This is a genomic window from Paracoccus fontiphilus, assembly GCF_017356265.1.
Classification (GTDB): domain Bacteria; phylum Pseudomonadota; class Alphaproteobacteria; order Rhodobacterales; family Rhodobacteraceae; genus Paracoccus; species Paracoccus fontiphilus.
Window position 1 is genome coordinate 32,863 of sequence record NZ_JAFNAW010000016.1, and the last position, 23,170, is coordinate 56,032.

General features: G+C 68.9%; 24 protein-coding genes, 1 pseudogene and 1 riboswitch. Of the genes and pseudogenes, 18 read left to right on the forward strand and 7 right to left on the reverse strand.

All coding sequences use genetic code 11. The annotated features are described in order from the left end of the window. The first annotated feature begins 67 nt into the window (after window positions 1-67). A complete protein-coding gene (locus J0F76_RS07955) occupies window positions 68-928 on the forward strand; it encodes a hypothetical protein (protein WP_207467601.1) in 861 nt (286 codons plus the stop codon). Window positions 929-1,341: 413 nt separating this feature from the next. Here the strand turns inward: J0F76_RS07955 and J0F76_RS07960 are convergent. After that, window positions 1,342-2,101: pseudogene (locus tag J0F76_RS07960) on the reverse strand (transposase); the annotation flags it as partial. Between the two features lie 214 nt (window positions 2,102-2,315). On the opposite strand from J0F76_RS07960, the gene J0F76_RS07965 reads away from it, so the two are divergent. From J0F76_RS07965 to J0F76_RS08020, 12 genes are all read left to right on the forward strand, one after another. Next, on the forward strand, window positions 2,316-5,393 hold the full coding sequence (locus J0F76_RS07965; RefSeq protein WP_341351571.1) for a response regulator: 3,078 nt from the start codon (window positions 2,316-2,318) through the stop codon (window positions 5,391-5,393). Next, window positions 5,390-6,250 (forward strand): CheR family methyltransferase, encoded by an 861-nt coding sequence (locus J0F76_RS07970; RefSeq protein WP_207467604.1) that lies wholly within the window; start codon window positions 5,390-5,392, stop codon window positions 6,248-6,250. Before J0F76_RS07965 ends, J0F76_RS07970 begins: the two co-directional genes overlap by 4 nt. Beyond that, window positions 6,243-8,069, forward strand: a complete 1,827-nt coding sequence (locus J0F76_RS07975; protein ID WP_207467618.1) for a response regulator — start codon at window positions 6,243-6,245, stop codon at window positions 8,067-8,069. Before J0F76_RS07970 ends, J0F76_RS07975 begins: the two co-directional genes overlap by 8 nt. 52 nt (window positions 8,070-8,121) lie before the next feature. Further along, window positions 8,122-8,228, forward strand: a riboswitch (TPP riboswitch). 71 nt (window positions 8,229-8,299) lie between these two features. Next, complete coding sequence (gene thiD / locus J0F76_RS07980; RefSeq protein ID WP_207467626.1) at window positions 8,300-9,118, forward strand: bifunctional hydroxymethylpyrimidine kinase/phosphomethylpyrimidine kinase; 819 nt, start codon at window positions 8,300-8,302, stop codon at window positions 9,116-9,118. Next, window positions 9,115-10,062, forward strand: coding sequence for an FAD-dependent oxidoreductase (locus J0F76_RS07985; protein WP_207467637.1), 948 nt, complete (start codon window positions 9,115-9,117; stop codon window positions 10,060-10,062). The genes thiD and J0F76_RS07985 overlap by 4 nt, the downstream gene beginning before the upstream one ends. Beyond that, window positions 10,046-10,240: a sulfur carrier protein ThiS gene (gene thiS, locus J0F76_RS07990; protein WP_207467644.1), complete on the forward strand. Its 195-nt coding sequence runs from the start codon at window positions 10,046-10,048 to the stop codon at window positions 10,238-10,240. The genes J0F76_RS07985 and thiS overlap by 17 nt, the downstream gene beginning before the upstream one ends. Window positions 10,241-10,244: 4 nt before the next feature. Then, the gene (locus J0F76_RS07995; protein WP_207467646.1) at window positions 10,245-11,006 is read left to right on the forward strand and encodes a thiazole synthase; all 762 of its coding nucleotides are present in this window, start codon (window positions 10,245-10,247) and stop codon (window positions 11,004-11,006) included. Continuing rightward, window positions 11,003-11,599: a thiamine phosphate synthase gene (locus tag J0F76_RS08000; RefSeq protein ID WP_207467648.1), complete on the forward strand. Its 597-nt coding sequence runs from the start codon at window positions 11,003-11,005 to the stop codon at window positions 11,597-11,599. The genes J0F76_RS07995 and J0F76_RS08000 overlap by 4 nt, the downstream gene beginning before the upstream one ends. After that, window positions 11,596-12,540, forward strand: coding sequence for a HesA/MoeB/ThiF family protein (locus J0F76_RS08005; RefSeq protein ID WP_242690067.1), 945 nt, complete (start codon window positions 11,596-11,598; stop codon window positions 12,538-12,540). Before J0F76_RS08000 ends, J0F76_RS08005 begins: the two co-directional genes overlap by 4 nt. Further along, on the forward strand, window positions 12,537-13,463 hold the full coding sequence (locus J0F76_RS08010; protein WP_207467660.1) for an ABC transporter substrate-binding protein: 927 nt from the start codon (window positions 12,537-12,539) through the stop codon (window positions 13,461-13,463). Before J0F76_RS08005 ends, J0F76_RS08010 begins: the two co-directional genes overlap by 4 nt. Further along, on the forward strand, window positions 13,460-14,122 hold the full coding sequence (locus J0F76_RS08015; RefSeq protein ID WP_207467662.1) for a TenA family protein: 663 nt from the start codon (window positions 13,460-13,462) through the stop codon (window positions 14,120-14,122). The genes J0F76_RS08010 and J0F76_RS08015 overlap by 4 nt, the downstream gene beginning before the upstream one ends. After that, window positions 14,119-14,841, forward strand: coding sequence for an ABC transporter permease subunit (locus J0F76_RS08020; protein WP_207467664.1), 723 nt, complete (start codon window positions 14,119-14,121; stop codon window positions 14,839-14,841). The genes J0F76_RS08015 and J0F76_RS08020 overlap by 4 nt, the downstream gene beginning before the upstream one ends. Before the next feature lie 67 nt (window positions 14,842-14,908). Here the strand turns inward: J0F76_RS08020 and J0F76_RS08025 are convergent, their stop codons facing one another. From J0F76_RS08025 to J0F76_RS08045, 5 genes are all read right to left on the reverse strand, one after another. After that, a complete protein-coding gene (locus J0F76_RS08025) occupies window positions 14,909-15,142 on the reverse strand; it encodes a hypothetical protein (protein ID WP_207467666.1) in 234 nt (77 codons plus the stop codon). Between the two features lie 74 nt (window positions 15,143-15,216). After that, window positions 15,217-16,512 (reverse strand): erythromycin esterase family protein, encoded by a 1,296-nt coding sequence (locus J0F76_RS08030; RefSeq protein ID WP_207467669.1) that lies wholly within the window; start codon window positions 16,510-16,512, stop codon window positions 15,217-15,219. Beyond that, entirely contained in the window at window positions 16,513-16,668 is a 156-nt protein-coding gene (locus J0F76_RS08035) for a hypothetical protein (RefSeq protein WP_207467671.1), read from the reverse strand. It abuts the gene before it with no gap. Window positions 16,669-16,682: 14 nt separating this feature from the next. Next, the gene (locus J0F76_RS08040; protein ID WP_207467673.1) at window positions 16,683-16,877 is read right to left on the reverse strand and encodes a hypothetical protein; all 195 of its coding nucleotides are present in this window, start codon (window positions 16,875-16,877) and stop codon (window positions 16,683-16,685) included. A gap of 4 nt (window positions 16,878-16,881) precedes the next feature. Next, entirely contained in the window at window positions 16,882-17,112 is a 231-nt protein-coding gene (locus tag J0F76_RS08045; protein ID WP_207467674.1) for a hypothetical protein, read from the reverse strand. Between the two features lie 109 nt (window positions 17,113-17,221). On the opposite strand from J0F76_RS08045, the gene J0F76_RS08050 reads away from it, so the two are divergent. Then, on the forward strand, window positions 17,222-18,139 hold the full coding sequence (locus J0F76_RS08050) for a phosphatase PAP2 family protein (protein WP_207467676.1): 918 nt from the start codon (window positions 17,222-17,224) through the stop codon (window positions 18,137-18,139). Between the two features lie 26 nt (window positions 18,140-18,165). On the opposite strand, the gene J0F76_RS08055 is transcribed toward J0F76_RS08050, so the two are convergent. Beyond that, complete coding sequence (locus tag J0F76_RS08055) at window positions 18,166-18,432, reverse strand: hypothetical protein (protein WP_207467678.1); 267 nt, start codon at window positions 18,430-18,432, stop codon at window positions 18,166-18,168. A 144-nt stretch (window positions 18,433-18,576) separates the two neighbouring features. Between J0F76_RS08055 and J0F76_RS08060 the strand changes: the two genes are divergently transcribed. Genes J0F76_RS08060 through J0F76_RS08075 form a run of 4 tightly spaced genes read left to right on the forward strand, consistent with a single transcriptional unit; the run spans window position 18,577 to window position 23,163 of the window. Then, on the forward strand, window positions 18,577-19,101 hold the full coding sequence (locus J0F76_RS08060) for a 2Fe-2S iron-sulfur cluster-binding protein (RefSeq protein ID WP_207467717.1): 525 nt from the start codon (window positions 18,577-18,579) through the stop codon (window positions 19,099-19,101). Further along, window positions 19,098-20,066: an FAD binding domain-containing protein gene (locus J0F76_RS08065; RefSeq protein WP_207467679.1), complete on the forward strand. Its 969-nt coding sequence runs from the start codon at window positions 19,098-19,100 to the stop codon at window positions 20,064-20,066. The genes J0F76_RS08060 and J0F76_RS08065 overlap by 4 nt, the downstream gene beginning before the upstream one ends. After that, window positions 20,063-22,237: a xanthine dehydrogenase family protein molybdopterin-binding subunit gene (locus J0F76_RS08070; protein ID WP_207467681.1), complete on the forward strand. Its 2,175-nt coding sequence runs from the start codon at window positions 20,063-20,065 to the stop codon at window positions 22,235-22,237. Before J0F76_RS08065 ends, J0F76_RS08070 begins: the two co-directional genes overlap by 4 nt. 2 nt (window positions 22,238-22,239) lie before the next feature. Beyond that, window positions 22,240-23,163 carry an XdhC family protein gene (locus J0F76_RS08075; protein WP_207467683.1) on the forward strand — a complete coding sequence of 308 codons (924 nt, stop codon included), beginning with the start codon at window positions 22,240-22,242 and terminating at the stop codon, window positions 23,161-23,163. The last annotated feature ends 7 nt before the right edge of the window (window positions 23,164-23,170 follow it).

Below are 23,170 nucleotides of genomic sequence, written 5' to 3' on the forward strand. Positions count from 1 at the left end.
TCGCATTCGTTGCCTTCAGGCGCGGCTTGTGCTTCAGGCGGTCCAAAGCCCTTGTCACCGTCCGCCCATGAACGTTCTTGCCTTCCCGGACCGCTCTTTCATCCCGACCGATGGCCCGGCGCCGATCCTGGCCGGCTTCGAATGCGGCAGGCTGCACTGGAACGGCCACGACCTGCTGCATTCGACCAACCACCTGCCGGCGGGGGCGATGGCGCATCACTATGCCGTCGCCCGCGAGCAGGGGGTGGCCGGCGCACGGGACGGGTTGTCGTGGCGCCACGACATCGTGGCGCGCGTCAAGGCGGTGCCGGAGGGATTTCCGGTGATCTGGGACTTTGTCCATTTCGATGCCCCGCCCCGGCCTGCCCAGCACGCGGTGGCCTGCTGCCTTGCGCTGCCGCCGGACGCCTGGGCGATCGCGGTCAACGAACCCTCGGTCGGGCGCCGCGTTTCGGGCATGACGCCGAAGCGGGCCACGGACATGGCGCTGAAGATGATGGCTGTCGCCGCCTGCCTGCCCGTCCGGCCCCGTTTCGCGACCTGCGATCCGTTCCATCACCTGCACCCCGGCGTCTTCGCGGCCACCGACCGCCTGGTCGCCAGCGGCCATGTCCGGATGGTGGGCGTGAACTACTATCCCCACCACGCCGTCGAACCCCTGCACCGCGTGCTGCGCGCGGTTGCCGACCGCTACCGCCTTCCGGTGATGATCACCGAGACCGGCTGGCACCAGGGCCTGCGCGCGGCGCACCGGCGCTTTCCCCATGTGCGTGACCGCTGGGACTGGCTGGCCCATGTCCAAGGGGAAATCGCGCTGTCGGGGGTGCCGGTCGCGGGCCTGTGCTGGTATCCGTGGCTGGACATGCCCGCCTGGGACAACCCCCATCACGGCCGCTGGCCCTGTGGCTGGCCGGGACGCCAGGCCTGAACCCGAAGGAACTTCGGGCATCCGTTCGACGCAGGTGGGGCGGCACCGGAACAAGAACACTGACAAACCATCCCGCCCCACCCCTGCGACGGATCACAGATGCGGACAGGGCTACCCTAGGCAGGATCGGAACAGGCCGTCACCGTGAAACTTTGCAATCGATTTCATCTCACAGGTGAGTATTCCATCAAATCAGACTTATAAGCCGATTTTTTTCTGCAAATAAACTTCCGACGATGCCGGGATCATCATGCCCGACGGCATTCAAAGTAGGCAGAGAGGTGGAAAAGCAGCGGCTTGCACGGTTTCGATGCACAGAATCAGAGAGGCCCCGCGCCCGTGACCCCGTCCTGCCCGTCTGGGGGTCACGCCCGTCCCTGTGGTGTGACTTCCGGGGCGGCCTGGGGTCATGATCAGGCAGCTTTCGTGGTGATGCTGGGAAGGGGGTCGATCTCCTCCTTGTCGGTCCGGGCGACTACCTCGACCATCATGTTGCGGCTCGAGGTCTGCCGTTCGTCGTTCTGCTCGAAGGGCACCGCGCCGATCAGCCGCAGGATCGAGGCCTCGCTGGGGAAGATGCCGGCGACATCAGCCCTGCGCTTCACCTCCTTGCCGAGGCGTTCAAGTGGGTTGGTGCGGTGCCGCCGAGGAAAGGTCATGCAGGCCAGAACGTCGTCCTCGTCCCCGTTCATCAGGTCCGCGAGCTTGGGCCAGCGGGGTCGGACTTGCTCAGCAACCTTGCGCCAGATTTCTCTGGCATGGATGGGGTCCGGCTGATCGAAGGCCCGCCGGATCGCGGCCGCCACGACTGCGAGCTGGCCTTTGGAGACATGCGCCAGGTCATAGCCCATCCGGTGAACCCTGCACCTTTGCCGGGTCGCCGCGAACGCCCGCGCGATGGCGGCCTTGAGGCCGTGCGCAGGGAACGCAGAAGGTCGGTCCAGAAGGTCTCCGCCTCCGCCGGGCCGATGCAAAGGCCGAGGATCTCGCGGCGGCCTTCCGTGTTGGCGGCCATGGCGATTATGGCCGCCACCAAGACGATCCGCCCGCCCTGGCGCTGCTTGCGGTAAGTGGCGTCCAGCCAGACATAGGGCCATTCCCCGGCGAGCGGGCGGTTCGAGGCAACCCGCCGACCCGACGTGTCGAGGCGCCGCCGATCCAGGCCTCCGGGATCGTTCCGGCATGGCTTGCATCTGCCCCATTGCAGCAGGCATGATGAAGCCGGCATGGACGCGCAACCCGTGCGGGAACAGGGTGACGCCGCGTGGCTGTTGACTGGGCGTGCATCTCTCCGGCAATTTTCACCGCATCATTTCGGAACCGTCCTCGCAGGACAGGCGTTCGACGCTGGCCGCCCCGCGGCCAGGCGGCAGTATAGGGAAAGAACGTGCTGAAGACGAAAGACCTGGCGATCCTGGCCACGATCGCCGTTGTGATGTGTGGCGTGTTCCTCCTCGACCTTTATGTTCCCTTGGGAACGGCGGTCTGGCTTCTCTACATTCTTCCCCTTGCGCTCAGCTTCTCGGCCTCTGTGTCCATCGTGCCCGTCGTGGTCGCGGGCTTGGCCTGCCTTGCCATGGTCCTGGGCTTCGGCCTGGACAGCGGCGGCATCGACCCGCGGATCGCCGCGGCGAATCGCAGCATGGCGGGCATCGTCTATGTCTGCCTCGGCTTCACCGGCCGCTGGCTGATCCGCAACCGCAAGATGTTGTCGCGCGAAGCCTGGATTCGGGAAGGCGAATCCGACCTGTCGCAGGCGGTTCAGGGCGAACTGACCGCTGACGAGCTTGGCGAGCAGGTGTTGAACCTGCTGTCCGAACGCATCGGCGCACGCGCGGCGGTCGCCTATTCGACCGGCGGCGGCGGGCTTCGCAGGCTGGCGGCCTGGGGCGTGGACCAATCGGCCCTGGGAAGCCGCGACAGGACGGCTGACGGACATCTGGCGCGCTGCCTGGCAGAGGTTCGGCCGGTGCAGTTGACGCTGGCACCCGACCAGGCGCTTGGCTGGGGATCCGGCCTGGCGCGCGGACGCGCGGCCCATGCGCTGATCGTCCCCCTGAACGAGGGAAGCCGGGTCGACGGCCTTCTGGAATTCGGCTTCGACACGCCGCCCGCGGGCCGGGTCTCGGACCTTCTGGACCGCGTCGCCGAACGGCTGGCCCTTGCCCTGCGCTCGGTCGAATACCGCCAACGCCTGCAGGAACTGCTGGAGGAAACCCGCCACCAGGCCGAGGAACTGCGCAGCCATGCCGAGGAACTGGCGGCCAGCAACGAGGAACTGGAGGAACAAAGCCGGGCGCTTCAGGACAGCCAGCGCAGGCTGGAAGAACAGCAGGCCGAACTGGAACAGCAGAACAGCCAGCTTGAAGGTCAGACGCAGGAACTGGAGGACCAGCGCGACGCCCTGGCCCGGTCGCGCAGGCAACTGGAGGCGAAAACCGTCGAACTGGCGCGCGAAAGCCGCTACAAGTCCGAATTCGTGGCCAACATGTCGCACGAACTGCGCACGCCGCTGAACGCGCTGCTGATCATGTCGCGGCTTCTGGCCGAGAACCGGGGGCGCAACCTGTCGGACGAACAGATCCGCTGGGCCGAGACGATCGAAAGCTCGGGCAAGGATCTGCTGGCGCTGATCAACGACATCCTGGACCTGTCCAAGATCGAGGCGGGCAAGCTGGATCTGGCCCGCGACACGGTCGATCCGCAGGCCGTGGCCGACAAGCTGGTGCGCAACTTCCGCGAACAGGCCCGCACCAAGGGGCTGGAGATTTCCGCCGAGGTGGCGCCGGGCACGCCGGAATTCCAGACCGATCCGGGCCGGTTGGAACAGGTGCTGCGCAACTTCCTGTCGAACGCGCTGAAATTCACCGAACGCGGCCGGGTCACGCTGCGGATCGCGCCCTCGGGGCGCACCATCGCGTTTTCCGTCACGGACACCGGGATCGGCATCGACGCCGACCAGCAGCAGGCCGTGTTCGAGGCCTTCCGCCAGGCCGACGGCACCATCTCCCGCCGGTTCGGCGGAACGGGCCTTGGCCTGTCGATCTCTCGCCAGTTGGCCGATCTTCTGGGCGGCCAGATCACGCTGGAAAGCGCAAAGGGCCGTGGCAGCACCTTCACGCTGACCCTGCCCCTTGCGCCCGAGGGCACGGAGGCCGTCCCGCTTCGGGGCCCGGCCCCCGCCCCGTCCGCGGAACCCGCGACGGTCGAGGATGCGTCCGCCCCGCTGGCGGCCCTTCCCGGCCTGACGGACGACCGCGACGGGGTCCAGCCGGGCGACCGGGTGATGCTGGTGGTCGAGGACGATCCCGCCTTCGCCAGCGTCCTTTACGACCTGGCCCACGAACTTGGCTTCAAATGCGTCTGCGTGGACCGGGCCGACGATGCGGTTCGCGCGGCGCAGCGCTTTGTTCCCCAGGCGATCGTGCTGGACATCCGCCTGCCGGATCACTCGGGCCTGTCGGCCCTTGACCGGCTCAAGCGCGACACCGCCACGCGCCACATCCCCGTGCATGTCATCTCGGCCGAGGATTACATGCGCGAGGCCCTGGCCCAGGGCGCCATCAGCTACATGCTGAAGCCCGTCGCCCGCGACCAGCTGGAAGCCGCCATCCGCAAGCTGGAGCATCGGCTGAGGGACCGCCTGCGCCGCGTCCTGATCGTCGAGGACGACCCGGCGCAGATGGAGGGGCTGCGCGCCCTTCTGGGCAATGACGAGGTCGAGACCATCGGCGCGGGCACCGCCGCCGAGGCCCTGCGGATCTGCCGCACGCAAACGGTGGATTGCATCGTGCTGGACATGACCCTGCCCGACGCCTCGGGCTTCGACCTGCTGGAACAGCTTGACGCCGACGGGACCGCCGCCTTCCCGCCGGTCATCGTCTATACCGCCCGCGCCTTGGACGAGGCCGAGGAACAGCGCCTGCGCCGCTATTCCAAGTCGATCATTATCAAGGGCGCCAAGTCGCCCGAACGCCTGATCAACGAGGTGACGTTGTTCCTGCACCAGGTGGTGTCAGACCTGCCCGCCAAGCAGCGCGAGATGCTGGCGGCGTCGCTGAACCGCGACGCCCAGTTGGAAGGCCGCCGCATCCTGGTGGTGGAAGACGACATCCGCAACATCTATGCCCTGACCGGCGTGTTCGAGCCGCACGGCGCCACCGTCCAGATCGCCCGCAACGGGCGCGAGGCCCTGGATGCGCTGGGCCGCATCAACGACGGCGCCGCGCCCAAGGTCGATCTGGTCCTGATGGACGTGATGATGCCGGAAATGGACGGGCTGACCGCCACGCGCGAAATCCGCAAGATCGACCGCTGGAAGACCCTGCCCATCATCATGCTGACCGCAAAGGCCATGGCCGAGGACCAGAACCGCTGCATCGAGGCCGGGGCCAACGACTACCTGTCCAAGCCCCTGGACGTGGACAAGCTTCTGTCCCTGACCCGCGTGTGGATGCCGCGATGAGCGTCGCGCCCGTTCCCCTGGCGGCCGTGGACGGCATCGAGCTGGACCTGTTCCTGGAAGCCCTGCATCGGCGGTGGCATTACGACTTCCGGTCCTATTCGCGCGCCTCGCTGGTCCGGCGGACGGAACTGGCGCGGCAGCGGCTGGGCTGCGCGACCCTGTCGGATCTGCAGGGCCGGCTGCTGCGCGACAGCACCATCCTGCCCGAGGTGATCGACGCCATGACCGTGCAGGTCAGCGAGTTGTTCCGCGACCCCGGCTATTACTTGGCCCTGCGCCGCGAGGTGATCCCGCACCTGCGGACCTATCCCTCGCTCAAGGTCTGGGTCGCGGGCTGCGCGGACGGAGAAGAACTTTATTCCCTGGCGATCCTGTTCCGCGAGGAGGGATTGTTCGACCGCACCATCTTCTACGCGACCGAGATCAACCGCCGCGCTCTGGCGCGTGCCGAGGCGGGGGTCTTTCCCATCGACCGGCTTCCGTCGTTCTCGCAGAACTACCAGCGCGCGGGCGGCACGGGGACGCTGGCGGACCATTACACCGCCGCCTATGGCCGGGTGGCCTTCGACCGGGGGCTGCGGGCGCGGACGGTGTTCACCGAACACAACTTGGCCACCGACCAGGTGTTTTCCGAGGTCCACCTGGTTTCCTGCCGCAACGTGCTGATCTATTTCGACAGCCCGCTGCAGGACCGCGCCTTCGGCCTTTTCGCCGAGGCGCTGGCACGCGGCGGCTTTCTGGGACTCGGATCGCATGAAACCTTGCGGTTCTCGTCCCATGCCGCGTCCTTTGCCGCCTTTGACGAGCCGGGCCGCATCTGGCGCCGGGTCGCAAGCCACGAGAATGCCAATGTCTGAACACCCGATCCGCTTCCTGATCGTTGACGACATCGCCGAGAACATCCAGGCCCTGGATGCGCTGCTGCGCCGCGACGGCTTGGTCGTCGATCACGCCCGGTCCGCCACCGAGGCGCTGGAGCTGATGCTGGTCCACGACTATGCCCTGGCTTTCCTGGACGTGCACATGCCCGGCACCGACGGCTATGAACTGGCCGAGCTGATGCGGTCGACCGAACGCACGCGGGGCGTGCCGATCATCTTCGTGACGGCGGCGGAACGGGACGAAACGCGCCGCTTCCGGGGCTACGAGGCCGGGGCGGTGGACTACATCTTCAAGCCCATCGACCCGGTGGTGCTGAAGTCCAAGGCCGAGGTCTTCTTCCGCATCGGCTGCCAGGCGCGGGACCTGCAGCAGCAGCGCGACGAGATGGAGCAGATCGCCCGCGACCGCGACCGCGCGGCCGACCTGCTTCGCGCCCATACCGACAATTCCCCTCTCGCCTTCGTGACGCTGGACCAGGACCTGACCATCCGCGACTGGTCCAAGGGGTCCGAACGGATGTTCGACCTTGCGGCCGCCGACATGCTGGGGCGGTCCGCCCCCGAACGCGGCTGGCTGGACAGCGCCGGCGCGGCCATCCTGCGCGACTGGCTGGCGCCCGGCGACGCGGCCGCCCCCCGCCATTCGGCCGAATTGCAGCTTGGCCATGCAAGCCGCGGCACGATCCCCTGCGAAATCTACGGCTCGATCCTGTCCGAGGCGGGACGCCGCACCTTGTCGCTGCAAATCCTGGACATCACCGACCGCAAGCGGGCCGAGGAGATCCGCTCGTTGCTGATCGGGGAACTGAACCACCGCATCAAGAACACGCTTGCCAACGTCCAGGCGATCGCCCGCCAGGGCCTGCGCCGGTCAAGCAGGCTCGCGGATTTCGAGCAGAGCTTCAGCGGCCGCCTGCAGGCCTTGTCCCGCGCCCATTCCATCCTGTCCGATTCCACCTGGTCCAGCGCGCCCCTTGACCAGTTGATCGACGACCAGATCCGGGTGGGCACGCTGGACGGCGACCGGCTGGAACGCCGCGGCCCCGCCGTCGAGCTTGCGCCCGACACCATGCTGCGCATGGCCCTGGCGCTGCATGAACTGGCGACGAATGCCGCCAAGTACGGCGCGCTGTCGGTGCCTCAGGGCAAGGTGCATCTGGACTGGACGGCCGAGGACCGCGGCGTCTGCCTGACCTGGCGGGAATCCGGAGGCCCGCTTGTGGCCGCGCCCGAAGGCGGCGGCTTTGGCCTGGATCTGATCGCCGCGGTGGCCGGGGGCGAGGCCGACGCCGTGGCCGTCGACTGGCACCCCACGGGCGTGGTCTGGACCATCCGGCTGTCCGAGGGGGTCGAGGCGATGGGATCGTCCGGTACCGTGGTCGACGTGACGACGGAAACGTTGGCGGGACCGCCTGCCCTGCTGGACGGTCTCGCCATCCTTGTGGTCGAGGACGAGCCCCTTGTCGCCCTCGACATGCAGGCCGAGCTGGAGGATGCCGGCGCCGGTTCCGTCCGGGTGGCCCGCACGGTCGATGCCGCGCTGGCGGCGCTGAGCGAGCAAAGGTTCGACCTGGCGCTTCTGGACGGCAACCTGAAGGGCCAACAGGTGGACACGGTCGCGGACCGGCTGCGGCGGTCCCAGATCCCTTTCTGCTTCGTGTCGGGCTATGGCCGAGAGCATCTGCCCCAGGGCTTCGAGGACGTGCCGCTGATCCAGAAGCCTTTCCCGCCGGCCGCCCTGCGCCGCACCCTGACGGACCTTCTGGACGCCCGCCCCGCCCGCGCGGCCGAGTGATCGGCCACGAACCGCTGGACGAACGGCAAGCGGCGCGGTAAGAACCCCGCAACACTATCCGTTGGGGCGTCCCGTCGCGGGGCTGAGAGGTGCAATGCGCGCCGACCCATCGAACCTGATCCGGGTCATGCCGGCGGAGGGAACGGATAGGCAGACGCGCTGCCCCGTGCCGCATCCCGTCTGCCGCCGCCCGTCCCTGCCATGCCCCGAAACGCCGCAGGAGGGGGCAGATGACACGAACCGTCTTGACCATCGCGGGGTCGGACAGCGGCGGGGGCGCCGGAATCCAGGCCGACCTGAAGACCGTCTCGGCGCTCGGCTGCTATGGCGCCAGCGCCATCACGGCGGTGACGGCGCAGAACACCCGGGGCGTGTCGGCCGTCCACATGGTGCCGCCGGATCTGATCCGGGCGCAGATCGACGCGGTGCTGGATGACATCGCCGTTCACGCGATCAAGATCGGCATGGTCGGATCGGCGCCCGCCATCGCCGCCGTCGCCACGTCGCTGCGCGACTGCCGGATCCCCGTCGTGCTGGACCCGGTGATGGTCGCCAAGTCAGGCGACGTGCTGATGGAACGCGACGCGATCGGCGCGCTTGTCCGCGACCTGCTGCCCCTGGCCCATGTGCTGACGCCCAACCTGCCCGAGGCAGCAGCCCTGCTGGGTGAACACCCGGCCGAGACCGAGGCCGTAGCCATCGTGCAAGGCATGGCCCTGCGCGCCCTCGGCCCCGGCGATGTCCTGATGAAGGGCGGCCATGCGGCAGGCGCGCACTGCACCGACATCCTGGTCGGCCCCGAGGGCACGACGCGCTTTTCGTCCCCCCGCATCCGCACGCGGAACACGCATGGCACCGGCTGTTCGCTGTCGTCGGCCATCGCGGCGGGGCTGGCGCAGGGGCTGGCGGTGGCCGATGCGGTGGGCCGCGCGCATGACTGGCTGCACGGCGCGATCCGGGCTGCCGACGATCTGGCCGTGGGCGGCGGCCATGGCCCGGTGCATCATTTCCACGCGCTCTGGCCGCCCCGGACCGAGGCTGCGGCATGACCGTGACCGTGATCGGCGGGGGCGTCCTGGGCCTCTGCATCGCCACCGAGTTGACCGGGCGCGGCATCCCCGTCGCCATCCGCGACGACGCCCCCGGCCCCCAGGCCTGTTCCTGGTGGGCCGGAGGGATGCTGGCCCCCTGGTGCGAGGCCGAAAACGCCGATGAAGCCGTGCTGCGCCACGGCTTGTCCGCCGCCGACTGGTGGCAGGACCAGGGCGTCCCGGTCACGCGGAACGGAACGCTGGTCGTCAGCCTGTCCCGCGACGCAGGCGCGCTGTCGCGCTTTGCGCGGCGCAGCGGAGGCCACCAGACGCTGGACGCCCCCGGCATCGCCGCCCTGGAGCCCGACCTTGCGGGCCGCTTCAGTCGCGCACTTTTCTTCACGGACGAAGCCCACCTGGCCCCCCGCGAGGCCTTGGCGATCCTGTCCGGACGCCTCGGGCGCACCGACGCGACGACCGGCACCGTGATCGACTGCCGCGGCCTGTCCGCCCGCGACGCGCTGCGCGACCTGCGCGGCGTCCGGGGCGAGATGGTGGTGATCCGCTGCCCCGAGATCACGTTGTCGCGTCCCGTCCGGCTGCTGCATCCCCGGATGCCGCTGTATGTCGTGCCGCGCGGCGACGGCGTGTTCATGCTGGGCGCCACGATGCTCGAAAGCGACCGGCGCGGCCCGGCCACGGCGCGGGCGGTGCTGGAACTGCTGTCGGCGGCCTTCGCGCTGCATCCCGCCTTTGCCGAGGCCGAGGTGCTGGAACTGGGTGCCGACGCGCGCCCGGCATTCCCCGACAACCTGCCCCGCATCCGCCGCGTGGGGGGCGTCATCCACGCCAACGGGCTTTACCGCCACGGTTTCCTGCTGGCCCCGGCGGTCGCCCGCATGGTGGCCGACCACCTTCAACACCAGACCAGACCGGAGTTCATGGATGCGGATAACGATTAACGGCAGCCCGCGCGATGTCGCCGCCACCACGCTGGCCGAAGCCTTGGCCGAGGCAAACCTGACCGGCCGCATCGCCACCGCGCTGAACGGCACGTTCGTGCCCGCCACCCTGCGAGAGACGACGCCGATCCGCGACGGCGACGCCATCGAGGCCTTGGCCCCCATGCAGGGGGGCTAAGGCGATGCCCGTCTTCTATGGCTCCGAAATCGACAGCGCCCTGATGCTGGGCACGGCGGGCTATCCCTCGCCCAAGATCCTGGCCGACGCCTTTGCCCGGTCGGGTGCGGGCATCGCCACCGTGTCGCTGCGCCGGGAAGGGGGCGGCGGGCAGGACTTCTGGGCGCTGATCCAGTCGCTGGGCGTCCGCCTGCTGCCCAACACCGCCGGCTGCCACAGCGTGCGCGAGGCCGTCACCACCGCCCATATGGCGCGCGAGGTCTTCGCCACCGACTGGATCAAGCTGGAGGTGATCGGCCACGCCGACACGCTGCAGCCCGACGTCTTCGGCCTGGTCGAGGCCGCTCGCATCCTGGCCGCCGACGGCTTCAAGGTCTTCCCCTATTGCACCGAGGATCTGACCGTCTGCGAACGCCTGCTGGACGCGGGCTGCCAGGTGCTGATGCCCTGGGGCGCGCCCATCGGATCGGGACTGGGGCTGAACAATCCCCACGGGCTGCGGGCGTTGCGCGCGGCTTTCCCCGATGTGCCGCTGGTCGTCGATGCGGGTATCGGCCTGCCCAGCCACGCGGCGGCGGCGATGGAGATGGGCTATGACGCGGTCCTGCTGAACAGCGCCGTGGCCCGCGCGGGCGATCCTGCCGCCATGGCGGGCGCCATGGCCGACGCCATCCGCGCCGGACGCGCCGCATATCTTGCCGACCCGATGGAGCGGACCGACATGGCCATCCCCTCGACCCCCGTGATCGGGCGGGCATTTCTATGAGGCTGCCGCGTTTCTACCCGATCTTCGACAGCACCGACTGGATCGCCCGCGCCCTGCCGCTGGGCGTGCGGCTGGTGCAGTTGCGCATCAAGGACCGGCCCGACGACGCCCTGCGGGCCGAGATCGCCCGCGCCCGCGACCTGTGCCGCACGCATGGCGCGATCCTTGTGGTGAACGACCATTGGCGGTTGGCGATCGATCTGGGCTGCGACTTCCTGCATCTGGGGCAAGAGGATCTGGACAGCGCCGACCTGCCCGCGATCCGCGTGGCGGGGCTGCGGCTTGGCATCTCGACCCATGACGATGCGGAACTGGACCGGGCGCTGGCCTGCAAGCCCGATTACGTGGCGCTTGGCCCGGTCTGGCCGACGATCCTGAAGCAGATGAAATGGCACCGGCAGGGCGTCGAGAAGCTGACCGACTGGAAGGCGCGCATCGGCGACATCCCCCTTTGCGCCATTGGCGGTCTGACGCCGGACCGGGCACGGCTGGCCTTCGCGGCGGGCGCGGACGTGGCGGCCGCCGTGACCGACATCACGCTGAACCCCGACCCCGAGGCGCGCATCCGCGAATGGCTGGAGGTCGCAGCATGAGATATGCCCGCCAGACCGTCCTGCCCGCCATCGGCGAGGCGGGCCAGGCCCGGCTTGCGGCGGCGCATGTGCTTGTTGTCGGCGCGGGCGCCCTGGGCGTGCCCGTGCTGCAATACCTGACCGGCGCGGGGGTGGGCCGCATCACGCTGGTCGATCCCGACCGGGCCGAGATCTCGAACCTGCATCGCCAGCCGATCTACGGCCGCCATCTGGGCACCCCCAAGGCCGTCGCGGCGGCGCTGGAGATGGCCGCGCTGAACCCCGATACCGTTGTCACGCCCCTTGTGGCGCGGCTGGACCCGGCCAATGCGCCGGATCTGGTGGCGGGGGCCGATGTGGTTCTGGACTGCGCTGACAGCTTCGCCGCGACCTATGCGCTGTCGGACGCCTGCCTTGCCGCAGGCCGCCCCTTGATCGCCGCATCTGTCCTGGGCACCGAAGGCTTCGCGGGCGGCTTCTGCGGCGGCGCACCATCGTTCCGGGCGGTGTTCCCGGACCTGCCCGCGCAGGCGGGCACCTGCGCGACGGCAGGCGTGATGGGTCCGATGGCCGGGCTGATCGGCGCGTTGCAGGCACAGATGGCAATGGCGGTGCTGCTGGGCCTGCACCCCTCGCCCTTGGGCCAGATGATCCGCTTCGACGGGTTGCGCCCTGCCTCGTTCCGCTTCGACGGCGCGCCGGAACCCCTAACCGGCCACCGCTTCATCGCCACCAGCCAGATGCGCCCGGACGACTTGGCGGTCGAGCTGCGCGGCCCCGACGAAGCCCCCCTGCCCTTCGTGCCCCACGCCCTGCGCCAGCCGGAACGCCTGCGCCCGGCCGACGGCCAAAGAGTCGTCTTCGCCTGCCGCTCGGGCCTTCGGGCCTGGGCCGCCGCCGACCGCCTGCGCCGCGACTGGCCGGGCGCCATTGCCCTTGTCGCCCTTGGAGATCCCCTATGAAGCCCCTTGTTCTGGTCCTTGCGCTATCCGCCACCCCTGCTTGCGCGCAGGATCTGTCGCTGATGCTGGACTGGTTCGTGAACCCCGACCACGCGCCGATCATCGTGGCGCAGGAATTGGGCTATTTCGCGGACGCCGGCCTGACGGTCGCCATCACCGCCCCCGCCGATCCGTCCGATCCGCCGCGGATGCTCGCCTCGGGTCAGGTCGATCTGGCCGTGGGCTATCAGCCGCAACTGCACCTGCAGGTGCATGAAGGCCTGCCGCTGACCCGCATCGCCACCTTGGTCGCCACGCCCCTGAACTGCGTGACGGTGATGGCCGATGGGCCGGTGCAATCCATCGCGGACCTGAAGGGCCGCACGGTCGGCTATTCGGTGCCGGGGATGGAAACCGCGCTGATGGGCGCCATGCTGGAAGGGGCGGGGCTGTCCATCGACGACGTGGAGCTGGTCAATGTCGGCTGGTCCCTGTCGCCCGCGCTGATGACGGGCCAGGTCGATGCCACGCTGGGCGGGTTCCGCAACTTCGAGATGACGCAGATGCGGCTGGAGGGCGCCGAGGGCCGCTGCCTGTTCGTCGAGGAAAACGGCATCCCCGCCTATGATGAACTGATCCTGCTGGCGAACCCGCAGACGATGGACCCCGATGCCACCGCCCGCTTCGTCGCCGCCATGGAGCGTGGCGCGCATTACATCCTCAACCACCCGGACAAGGCCTGGCAGGTCTTCCGCGACGCCCATCCCGACCTGGATGACGAGCTGAACCGGCAGGCCTGGGCCGCGACCCTGCCGCGCTTCTCGCAAAGCCCCGGCGCGGTGGATCACGGCCGCTATGCCCGGTTCGAGGCTTTCCTGCGCGATGCCGGGCTGATCGACGCCACCCTGCCCGTCAGCGCCCTAGCGACGGACCCCGGCGCATGAGCTATGGCACCTGCTTTCCCCTGTGGCGGGCGGGCGCGCCCGACTGGGACGCCTATGTCCGCGCGCCGTTCCTGCGGTCGCTGGCCGATGGCAGCCTGCCGCGCCACGCCTTCCTGACCTATCTGGCGCAGGACTACCTGTTCCTGATCCACTTCGCCCGCGCCTGGTCGCTGGCCGTCACGAAGGCGGGCTCGCTGCCCGAGATGCGCGCCTGTTCCGCCACCGTCCACGCCCTGCTGGAAACCGAAACGCGGCTGCATGTGGACCTGTGCGGCCGGGCCGGGATCACCGAGGCGGACGTGATAGCCACGGTCGAGGCGCCGCAGAATCTCGCCTATACCCGTTACGTGCTGGAGGCCGGATACAGCGGCGACTTCCTGGACCTGCTGGCGGCGCTGGCGCCCTGCGTCCTGGGCTACGGAGAGATCGGAGCGCGGCTGCTGTCCGAACCGCATGATCCGGCCTATGCCGAATGGATCGAGACTTATGGCGGGGCCGACTACCAGGCGTTGTGCCACGGCACCGCCGCGCTGATCGACGGCGCGGTGGCAAGCCGGCTGGGACAGCAGGCCCATGTCCTGCCTCGCTGGGGGCAGTTGCAGGACCGCTTCTCGACCGCAACACGCCTGGAAGCCGCCTTCTGGACGCTGGCCGGGTGATCCGCCTTGCGGTGGTCTTCGTGCTGCTGTGGCAGGGCACCGTCACGGCCTTGCAGATCCCGCGCTTCCTGCTGCCGGGCCCCTTGGCGGTCGCAAGCGCCGTGATCGACGGCCGGGCCGCCCTAGCCCGCGCCGCCCTGATCACCGGGGCAGAGATCGCCGCCGGTTTCGCCATCGGTGCCGGACTGGGCGTCCTGCTGGCGCTTGCCATGGGCCTGCTGGCGCCCCTGGGCCGCGCGCTGATGCCGCTGATGACCTTCAGCCAGACGGTGCCGATCTTCGCCTTTGCGCCGCTTCTGACCCTGTGGCTGGGCTACGGCATCGCCCCCAAGATCGCCATCGTCGCGCTGATGGTGTTCTTCCCCGTGGCCTCGGCCTTCGGGGACGGGCTGGCGCGCACGCCCAAGGTGTTTCGCGAACTGGCCGACAGCATGGGCGCCACGCCGCTGGAGGCGATGCGGATCGTCCGCATCCCCGCCGCCCTGCCCGATCTGGCCAGCGGGTTGCGCATCGCCGCCGTCTATGCCCCGGCGGCGGCCATCGTGGGCGAATGGGTGGGCGGGTCGCACGGCCTGGGCGCGTTGATGATCCAGTCGAGCGGGCGCATGAAGATCGACGCGATGTTCGCGGCCCTTGCCGCCACGATCCTGATCGCCATAGCCTTCAAGGCCGCCGTGTCGCGGCTGGCGCGGCGGCTTGATCGCTATGCCGCCGGGTGATCCCGCGGCCGCTGTCAGAAGATCGCCAAGGGGGTTCGCGCCACCGGACAAGAAGGACGGCCCGCAGTTACGCCTGTCCGTCACCCTCATCCAGGGCTGCGACGACCTCGTCATCGCCGACCTGCGCGAAGTCGCGATGATGCAGGCCGACCGCGCAAAACGGACAGGGGGTGCCGGGGCAAACGATGTCGTCCGCGACATGGCGAAGGCGGTCCAGCGGCGCCGCCAGCATCCGCGCCACCGACAAGGCCACCGGCACGCCGCCGCGCGGCAGGGCCAGGACGACGCAGTCCCCCGCCACGATAGCCGGTCAGGCGTTCGGTAAACCGGGCGCCCGCCTGGGCCCGGTCCGCGAAGATGACCAGGTCCGCCATGTCACAATCCGAAAGGCCAGGTATCGGGCACGTCGCCGTGCCCGGCCCCCGGTCCTGCCTCGACCAGGGCCTGGGTCCGGTCGAACCAGATCCATCCGTCATACTGCCGGCCGGGCCTCGCCTGCATGTAGTGGCTCTGCAATTCCGTCTCTGGGCGGTAGATCACGCCGATGAAGCGCTGCGGCAAGGATCGCGACAATCCTTCGGCCAGCAAGGCATTTGCCCGCAGATCCAGCAGGAAGCCGTCGATCCCGGTGTCGTGGCAAAGCCGTTCGAAGCTGTCGGGATGCGAGGGCCGCACGGTCTTGACCTCGGCCGGGGCGCCCCAGTTGCTTGCGGCGGTGACACTGCCGTGGTCGGTGCCAAGGCCGATCAGGGCGACCTGGCCGTCCCACCGTTCGCGGGCAAGCTGGCCCAGATTGTGCTCGGCCCTCCGGCTGCCCATCTCGGTCGCGCGGGCGTCGCCAATATGCGAGTTATGGGCCCAGACCACCGCCTTGGCGCCGGGACCGCCCGCCTGCAGCAGATGGTCCAGCGTGTCGGCCATGTGGCTGTCGCGCAGGTTCCAGGCTTGGGACCCGCCCTGGTACATCACCCGGTAATAGCGTTCGGCCGAGGCGACCAGCCGGGCGTTCTGCGCCGCGTCCAGCAGGTCGATCCCCTGGCCCGGCCCCAGAGCCCGGGACAGGAGATCGCGGCATTGCTGGACCACCGCCTGCTCGCAATCGCGATAGCCCCGAAGGCCGGCGCGGCCATAGGCGGCGGGTCGGTCGATCCAGGGTTCCAGGCAGCCATAGCGGGTCCGCGCAAGGCTTGCCGCCTCGGGATCGGTGCGGTCCAGATAGTCCAGCACGGCCCGGATCGAGGCATGGAAATTGTAAAGGTCGAGGCCGTAGAAGCCCGCCTGGTCCTCGGGCGCCCTGCCCCGGTTCCAGTCGCGCATCCATTCGATCAGGCCCGCCACCTCGGCATTGCGCCACATCCAGCGGGGAAAACGCTGGAAGGCCTGGCCTGTGTCGTCCTGCGGCAGGCCGCGCGCATGGCGGTTCAGGATGGCGGCGTCGGGCCAGTCCGCCTCGACCGCGACGATCCTGACGCCGTGGCGGTCGATCATCCGGCGGGTGATGGCCCCGCGGGCGCGGTAGAACTCGGCCGTGCCATGGCTGGACTCGCCCAGCATCAGGATGCGGCGATCCGCCCATCGGTCGGCAATGGCCGCGAAATCATCATCCTCCGGCGGCGGCAACGGAACGCAGCCGCCGGAGATCGCCTTTGCCAGGTCGCCGCCTGCGGGCATCTAGCCCTCGTCTGCCTCGTCGGCGTCCTTGCGCGCCTCGCGCTTGTCCGATGCCTTCAGGTCGGGGCGCGGATCGAAGTCGGGATCGGCGTTGGTGGTATCGACCTGCTTTTCGATGATGCGCTGCTGCTGGTCCTTGGTCTTCTTGCCGACCATGGCGCTTTCCTCCGTTACTTGTTGGTGCGCCCGCGCTGGTTGGGATCGATGCCGCCCTGCGGGGTGGTGTCGTTCAGCACGTCGCCTTCAAAGGTGTTGTCGCCGCCGATCTGCGGGTCGTCGACACCGGCGCCCTTGGACCGCCCGATGCCGGGGTCCTGGTCCAGATCCTTGTCGGACGGCTGGTCGGTCTTCGGATGCTTGGACATGGTCCTAACCCTCCTTGTCGCCGTCGCGGTTGCCGACGTGATCGTGAAGCTGCTCGGTATCGACATGACGGGAATCGAGGCCGCGCTGATCGGAATGGCGCGACTTGTCGCGGTTCGACAGGATCTCGTTGTCGGGCAGCTGGTCGGGCACGTCGGGGGACATGCCGCCGGTGCCGTCGCCCTTGCCCTGGTCCTGCTGGCCCGCGCCGAACTTCTTGCTGCTTGCATTGGCCATGTCTCAACCCTCCTTGCATGTTGGCGTCGAAGAAAACCGGCTCGCGCGGGGATTGTTCCGAAAAGGGGGAACCGCCGTCAGCGGGGGCCGTTACCGAGGCATGTCACAGATGCCCGACCAGACCGAGCCTGACGACCCCGCCGCCAAGACCGAGGGGCTTGAGAAGATCGACGTCGAGGCCGCCAAGGCGGCCGCGCAGCACCGCCATCATCCCATGGTCAGGACCTTGGGCACGGTCAGCGAACTGGCGGACCAGATGCAGCTGACCACGGTCTGCGGGGCGGTCATCGCCGGGGGCATCCTTGGCGGGCGGGCCGACATCGCCCGGACCGGCCTGCGGATGATGGCGGCCCATGTGCTGGCCAATGTCGTCAAGCGCCGCATCAAGAACCGCCTGCGCCGCACCCGCCCCGAAAAGATGGTCGATGAGCAGGACTACCATTTCGAGCCGGGCGAGGCCGAGGGAGGCCACGAAACCTCGTTCCCGTCGGGCCACACGGCCGGGGCGGTCGCGGTTGCCCGGATCGTGGCCCGCGACATGCCGGCCTTGTCCCTTCCCGTCACCGCCTTTGCAGCCATGATCGCGACGGTGCAGGTGCCGCGGGCCAAGCACTATCCCATCGACGTCGCCGCGGGCGCGGCGCTGGGCCTTGCCGCGGCCTGGGCCGTCGACCGCCTGCTGCCCGGCACCCGCCATCATTCGCAAGCCAAGGAGAACCGAATGTCAGACGACGCCACGAAATCCGTCTCGGCCCTGTTCGAGACGCGGGAAGCCGCCGACTACGCCATCGAGCATCTGGTCCAGCAACACGGGCTGAACCGGGCCGACATCTTCGCCGAGCCCGAGGGCCCCGGCAACACCGCCGGCAATCGCCCCTCGGGCGGTGATGCGAACAAGGGCGACGGTGCGGAAGGCGCCGCCCTGCGCGGCGGGATCAAGGTGTCGGTCGATGTGGCGTCGGACCGGGTCGAAACCGTGGAAGGCACCTTCCGCGAGATGGGCGGGCAGGACATCGCGCGGCGCTGACCAGCGCGGCGCCCTGCCGCCCTTGTTCACTTGCCCTCGGACACGAACTTGTTGAAACGGCTGGTGTCGCCACCGGCCGTTTCGTCCTGGTACAGGAAATGCAGGCCGTTCTCGTCGAAGATCTCGAAGAACTCGTCCCAGGAAATCCGGGTCAGGCCTTCCTCTTCCTCGCCGAAGTCGATGCGCAGGATGCCGCCTTCGCCCTTGGTCTCGACCATGGCGGGGTGGCCGTCGCGCGATTCCGCCCATTCGCGGATGGTGTCGTGGTCCTGGGTGGTGTTCGATGTGGACATGCGGTCCTCCGAAAGGGGTTGTCGCGGGGAAACGCCTTGGCCCCCGCGCCGTTCCGTCCGTGAAAGCGTCCGCCGGAAGGGAACGCCCTGCCATCCCAGGCCGTTGAGGCGCTGCCAGCCGCCATGCCAGCCATTGGGGAATCCATGCAGATCACGCTGAACCTGAACGGCACGTCCCATCACTTGGACGTGGACCCGCGCACCACGCTTCTGGATGCGCTTCGCCATCACCTCGGATTGACGGGGACCAAGAAGGGCTGCGACCACGGCCAATGCGGGTCCTGCACGGTCCTGATGGACGGGCGCCGCGTCAATGCCTGCCTGACGCTGGCCTGCATGGTCGAGGACCGCGACATCACCACCATCGAGGGGATCGGCACGCCCGGCCACCTGTCGCCCTTGCAGCAGCAGTTCCTGGACCATGACGGCTTCCAATGCGGCTATTGCACGCCCGGCCAGATCTGTTCGGCCGCCGGCATGCTGGAGGAGATCGCGGCAGGCTGGCCCAGCCATGCCTCGGAGTCGCTGGACGGCCCGTTCGAGCTGAGCCATGCCGAGATCGCCGAACGGATGAGCGGCAACCTGTGCCGCTGCGCCGCCTATACCAACATCGTCGCGGCCATCCGGCAGGCTGCCCAAGGCGACAACCGGCGCGAGGACGCAGCATGAGGGACTTTTCCTTTCACCGCGCGACATCCTTGGACGACCTGCCCGCCGGGGCCACGATCATCGCGGGCGGCACCAACCTGCTGGACCTGATGAAGCACGAGGTGATGGCCCCCGGTTCGTTGGTGGACATCACCCGGCTGGATCTGGACCGGGTCGAAGCGGAGGGCCAGGGGCTGCGCATCGGCGCCCTGGTCAGGAACAGCGACCTGGCCGCCCATCCCGCGGTCCGGCGGGATTACCCCGTCCTGTCCCGCGCGCTTCTGGCGGGCGCCAGCGGGCAGTTGCGCAACATGGCGACGACCGGCGGCAACCTGATGCAGCGGACGCGCTGCCCGTATTTCTACGACCGCCGCATGGCCTGCAACAAGCGCGACCCCGGCGCGGGCTGTTCGGCCATCGGCGGCGTGACGCGCAACCACGCGATTCTGGGCGCATCCCCCCATTGCATCGCCACCTATCCCGGCGACATGGCGGTGGCCCTGCGCGCGCTTGACGCCGAGGTCGAGATCGGCGGTCCTTCGCCCCGCCGCATCCCGCTGGCGGACTTTCACAAGCTGCCGGGCGACACGCCCCATGTCGAGACGGCCCTGCAGCCGGGCGACATCATCACCGCCGTGATCCTGCCCGCCCCCGTCGGCGGCCAGCATCGCTATCGCAAGGTGCGGGACCGGGCCTCCTATGCCTTCGCCCTGGTTTCGGTTGCGGCGGTCATCGGCATGGACGGAAGCCGGATCGGCCATGCCGCCCTGGCCTTTGGCGGCGTCGCCCACAAGCCCTGGCGAGACCCCGAGGTCGAGCGGTTGTTGACCGGACAGGAACCGTCCGATGCGCTGTTCGCCGAGGCGGCGGACATCTTGCTGCGTCCGGCCCAGGCCCATGGCGAGAACCAGTTCAAGATCCCCCTGCTGCGCCGCACGCTGATCGCGACCCTGCGCGACGCGACCGGAATGGAGGCCAAGGCATGACACGACACCTGAGGGTCGATGGCCCGAACCACGACGACCGGCTGGACCACATGGCGCAGGGCGTCATCGGCCAACCCCTGAACCGGCTGGAAGGACCGCTGAAGGTGGCGGGCCGCGCCACCTATGCCGCCGAGGCGCGGCCCCGCAACCTTGCCTACGGGGTGCTGGTGCAGGCCGCCATCCCGGCGGGCAAGGTGCTGGAGATCGGCGACGCCCCCGGCGCCCTGGCGGTGATCCGGGACAAGCGGATGGTCCGCTTCGCCGCGCAGGGCATGGCGCGCAAGGCGCCGAAATCGGGCCCCGACGGGATCGACTACATGGGCCAGGCCATCGCCCTGGTCGTGGCCGACACCTTCGAGGCCGCCCGCCATGCGGCGCAGAACCTGTCGGTCCGCTATGCGCGCGAGGACGTGCCCGTCAACCCCGAGGACGTGACGCCCGAGCTGCCGCCGAAGAAGCAGTCCAAGACCGGCGATCTGGACAAGGCAATGCAAGAGGCGGCCTTTTCGGTCGATCAGGTCTGGCACACGCCCTCGCAGATGGCCGCCGCGATGGAGCCTCATGCCGCGATCGCCGAATGGGACGGCGACCGGGTGACGATCCGCGCGGGGCTGCAGATGCTGTCGTCGAACAAGGAACAGATGGCCGACGCGCTGGGCATCCGGCCTGACAAGCTGCGGCTGCTGGCGCCCTATGTCGGCGGCGGCTTCGGGTCCAAGCTGGGCATCAATGCCGAATCCGTGGCGGCCGCGATTGCCGCCCAGAAGCTTGGCCGGCCGGTCCAGGTGTCCATGACCCGCCAGCAGGTCTTCGATCTGGCGCATCGACGGTCCGAGACGCGCCAGCGGATTCGCCTTGCCTGCGACGCGGATGGCACCCTGACCGGCCTGGGTCACGAGGCGCTTGTCTCGAACCTGCCGGATGACGGCTTCTCGGAACCCGTCACCCAGGCCACGCCCTTTACCTATCAGGCCGCCCACCGGCAGGTCGTCCATGCCATCGCCCGCATCCACCGCAGTTGCGCGGGCTCTGTCCGGGCTCCGGGCGAGGCGGTCGGCGTGACCGTCTTCGAATGCGCCATGGACGAGTTGGCCGAGGCTGCCGGGATCGATCCGGTGGACCTGCGCCTGCGCAACATCCCCGAAGCCGAGCCGGTCACCGGACGACCCTTCAGCAGCCACAAGCTGACCGAGGCGCTGCAGGAAGGCGCCAAGCTGTTCGGCTGGTCCGACCGCCGCCCCGCCAAGGAGCGCCTTGAAGGGGAATGGTATATCGGCATCGGCATGGCCTCTGCCGTGCGCGTCAACCAGCTTGTGGAATCGCGCGCCAGGGTGACGCTGGTCCAGGATGGCAGCGCCATCGTCGAGACCGACATGACCGATATCGGCACCGGCACCTATACCATCCTGGGCCAGTTGGCGGCCGAGATGCTGGGGCTTCCGGCCGACCGGGTCGAGGTGAAGCTGGGCGACACGCAGTTCCCCCCTGCCGCGGGGTCGGGCGGGTCCTTCGGCGCGGCGTCCAGCGGCAACTCGGTCTTCCTGGCCTGCGAGGAGATCCGCCGCCAGATCGCCAAGGCGATTGGCTGCGACGAAGGCGACCTGACGCTGCAGGACGGCATGGCCCGCGCCGGAAACGTCTCGAAGTCCTTGTCCGAAGTGGTGGAGGGAACGATCACCGGCGAAGGTCACCTGGAACCGGGCAAGACCGAAAAAAGCCACCGTCAGGCCACCTGGGGCAGCCATTGGGCCGAGGTCGCGGTGAACCGCTGGACGGGCGAGGTTCGCGTGCGCCGGATGATGGGCGTCTTTGCCTGCGGACGGGTGCTGAACGAAAAGACCGCGCGGTCGCAGTGCCTGGGCGGCATGACCTTCGGCATCGGCATTGCCCTGACCGAGGCCATGGAGCATGACCGCCGCGACGGCCATGCGGTCAGCCGCGATCTTGCCGAATACCACATCCCCTGCCATGCTGACGTGCCGCCGCTCGAGGTGCATTTCCTTCAGGAACGGGATGCCTATGTCGGCCCCTTGCAGGCCAAGGGGCTGGGAGAGCTTGGCATCTGCGGGGCCGGGGCGGCGGTGCTGAACGCGATCTACAACGCCTGCGGCGTCCGGGTCCGCGAATTGCCGGCGACGCCCGACAAGATCATCGCGGGACTGGACCCGTGACCATGCCGGACCCTTTGCCGGTGGCGGGGTCGTCGGCGTTGCCCGACGACCCCCTTGCCGCCGCGCTTGACTGCCCCGACGCCGTTCTGGCCGTCATCACCGGCATCCAGGGCCCATCCTACCGTCCCCTGGGCGAGATGATGGCCTTCTGCGGGGACCGACAGGTCGGAACGCTGAGTTCCGGCTGCATCGAAACCGACCTGGCCAGATATGCGCGGCACGCCCTGCTTGGCGGTCCTCTGCGCCTCCGATACGGAGAGGGTTCCCCCTGGTTCGACCTGCAACTGCCCTGCGGCGGGGGACTGGAGATCAGCCTGATTCCCCGGCCCTGCCCCCGCCTGCTGTCGGAAATTGCAACGGCCCGCGCGTCGCGCCAGCATGTCGCGCTTCACATCAGCGACACCTTGGCCCTGAGGCGCTGCGAGGCGGGTCCGACGGGCCCGGTGCCGGGGGGCTTTCGCATCGGGATCAAGCCTCCTCCCCGCTTTCTGGTCTTCGGCCAAGGCCCCGAGGCGGTCGTTTTCACGCGTCTGGTGCAGGCAGCCGGCTATCCCCTTCTGCTCTCGACCCCGGATCGCGCCACGATGGCACAGGTCGCGGAGAGCGGCTGCCCGGTCCGCCTGCTGCATTGGCCGGCCTTGCCCACCGATCTGGAGATCGACGACCGTACCGCCGTGATCCTGTTCTTCCACGACCATGACTGGGAACCCCCGATCCTTGCCCGTGCGCTGGAGTCCGCCGCCTTCTATATCGGGGCCCAGGGGTCTCGAAGGGCCCGTGACGCGCGGTTGGAAACGCTCAAGGCGCGCGGCATCGTGGAGGGGCTTGATCGCTTGCGAGGTCCCATCGGCCTGATCCCGTCCGCCCGTGATCCCAAGGTCCTTGCGATATCCGTCCTTGCCGAAGCATTGGAGGCCGCAACCTGACCACGAT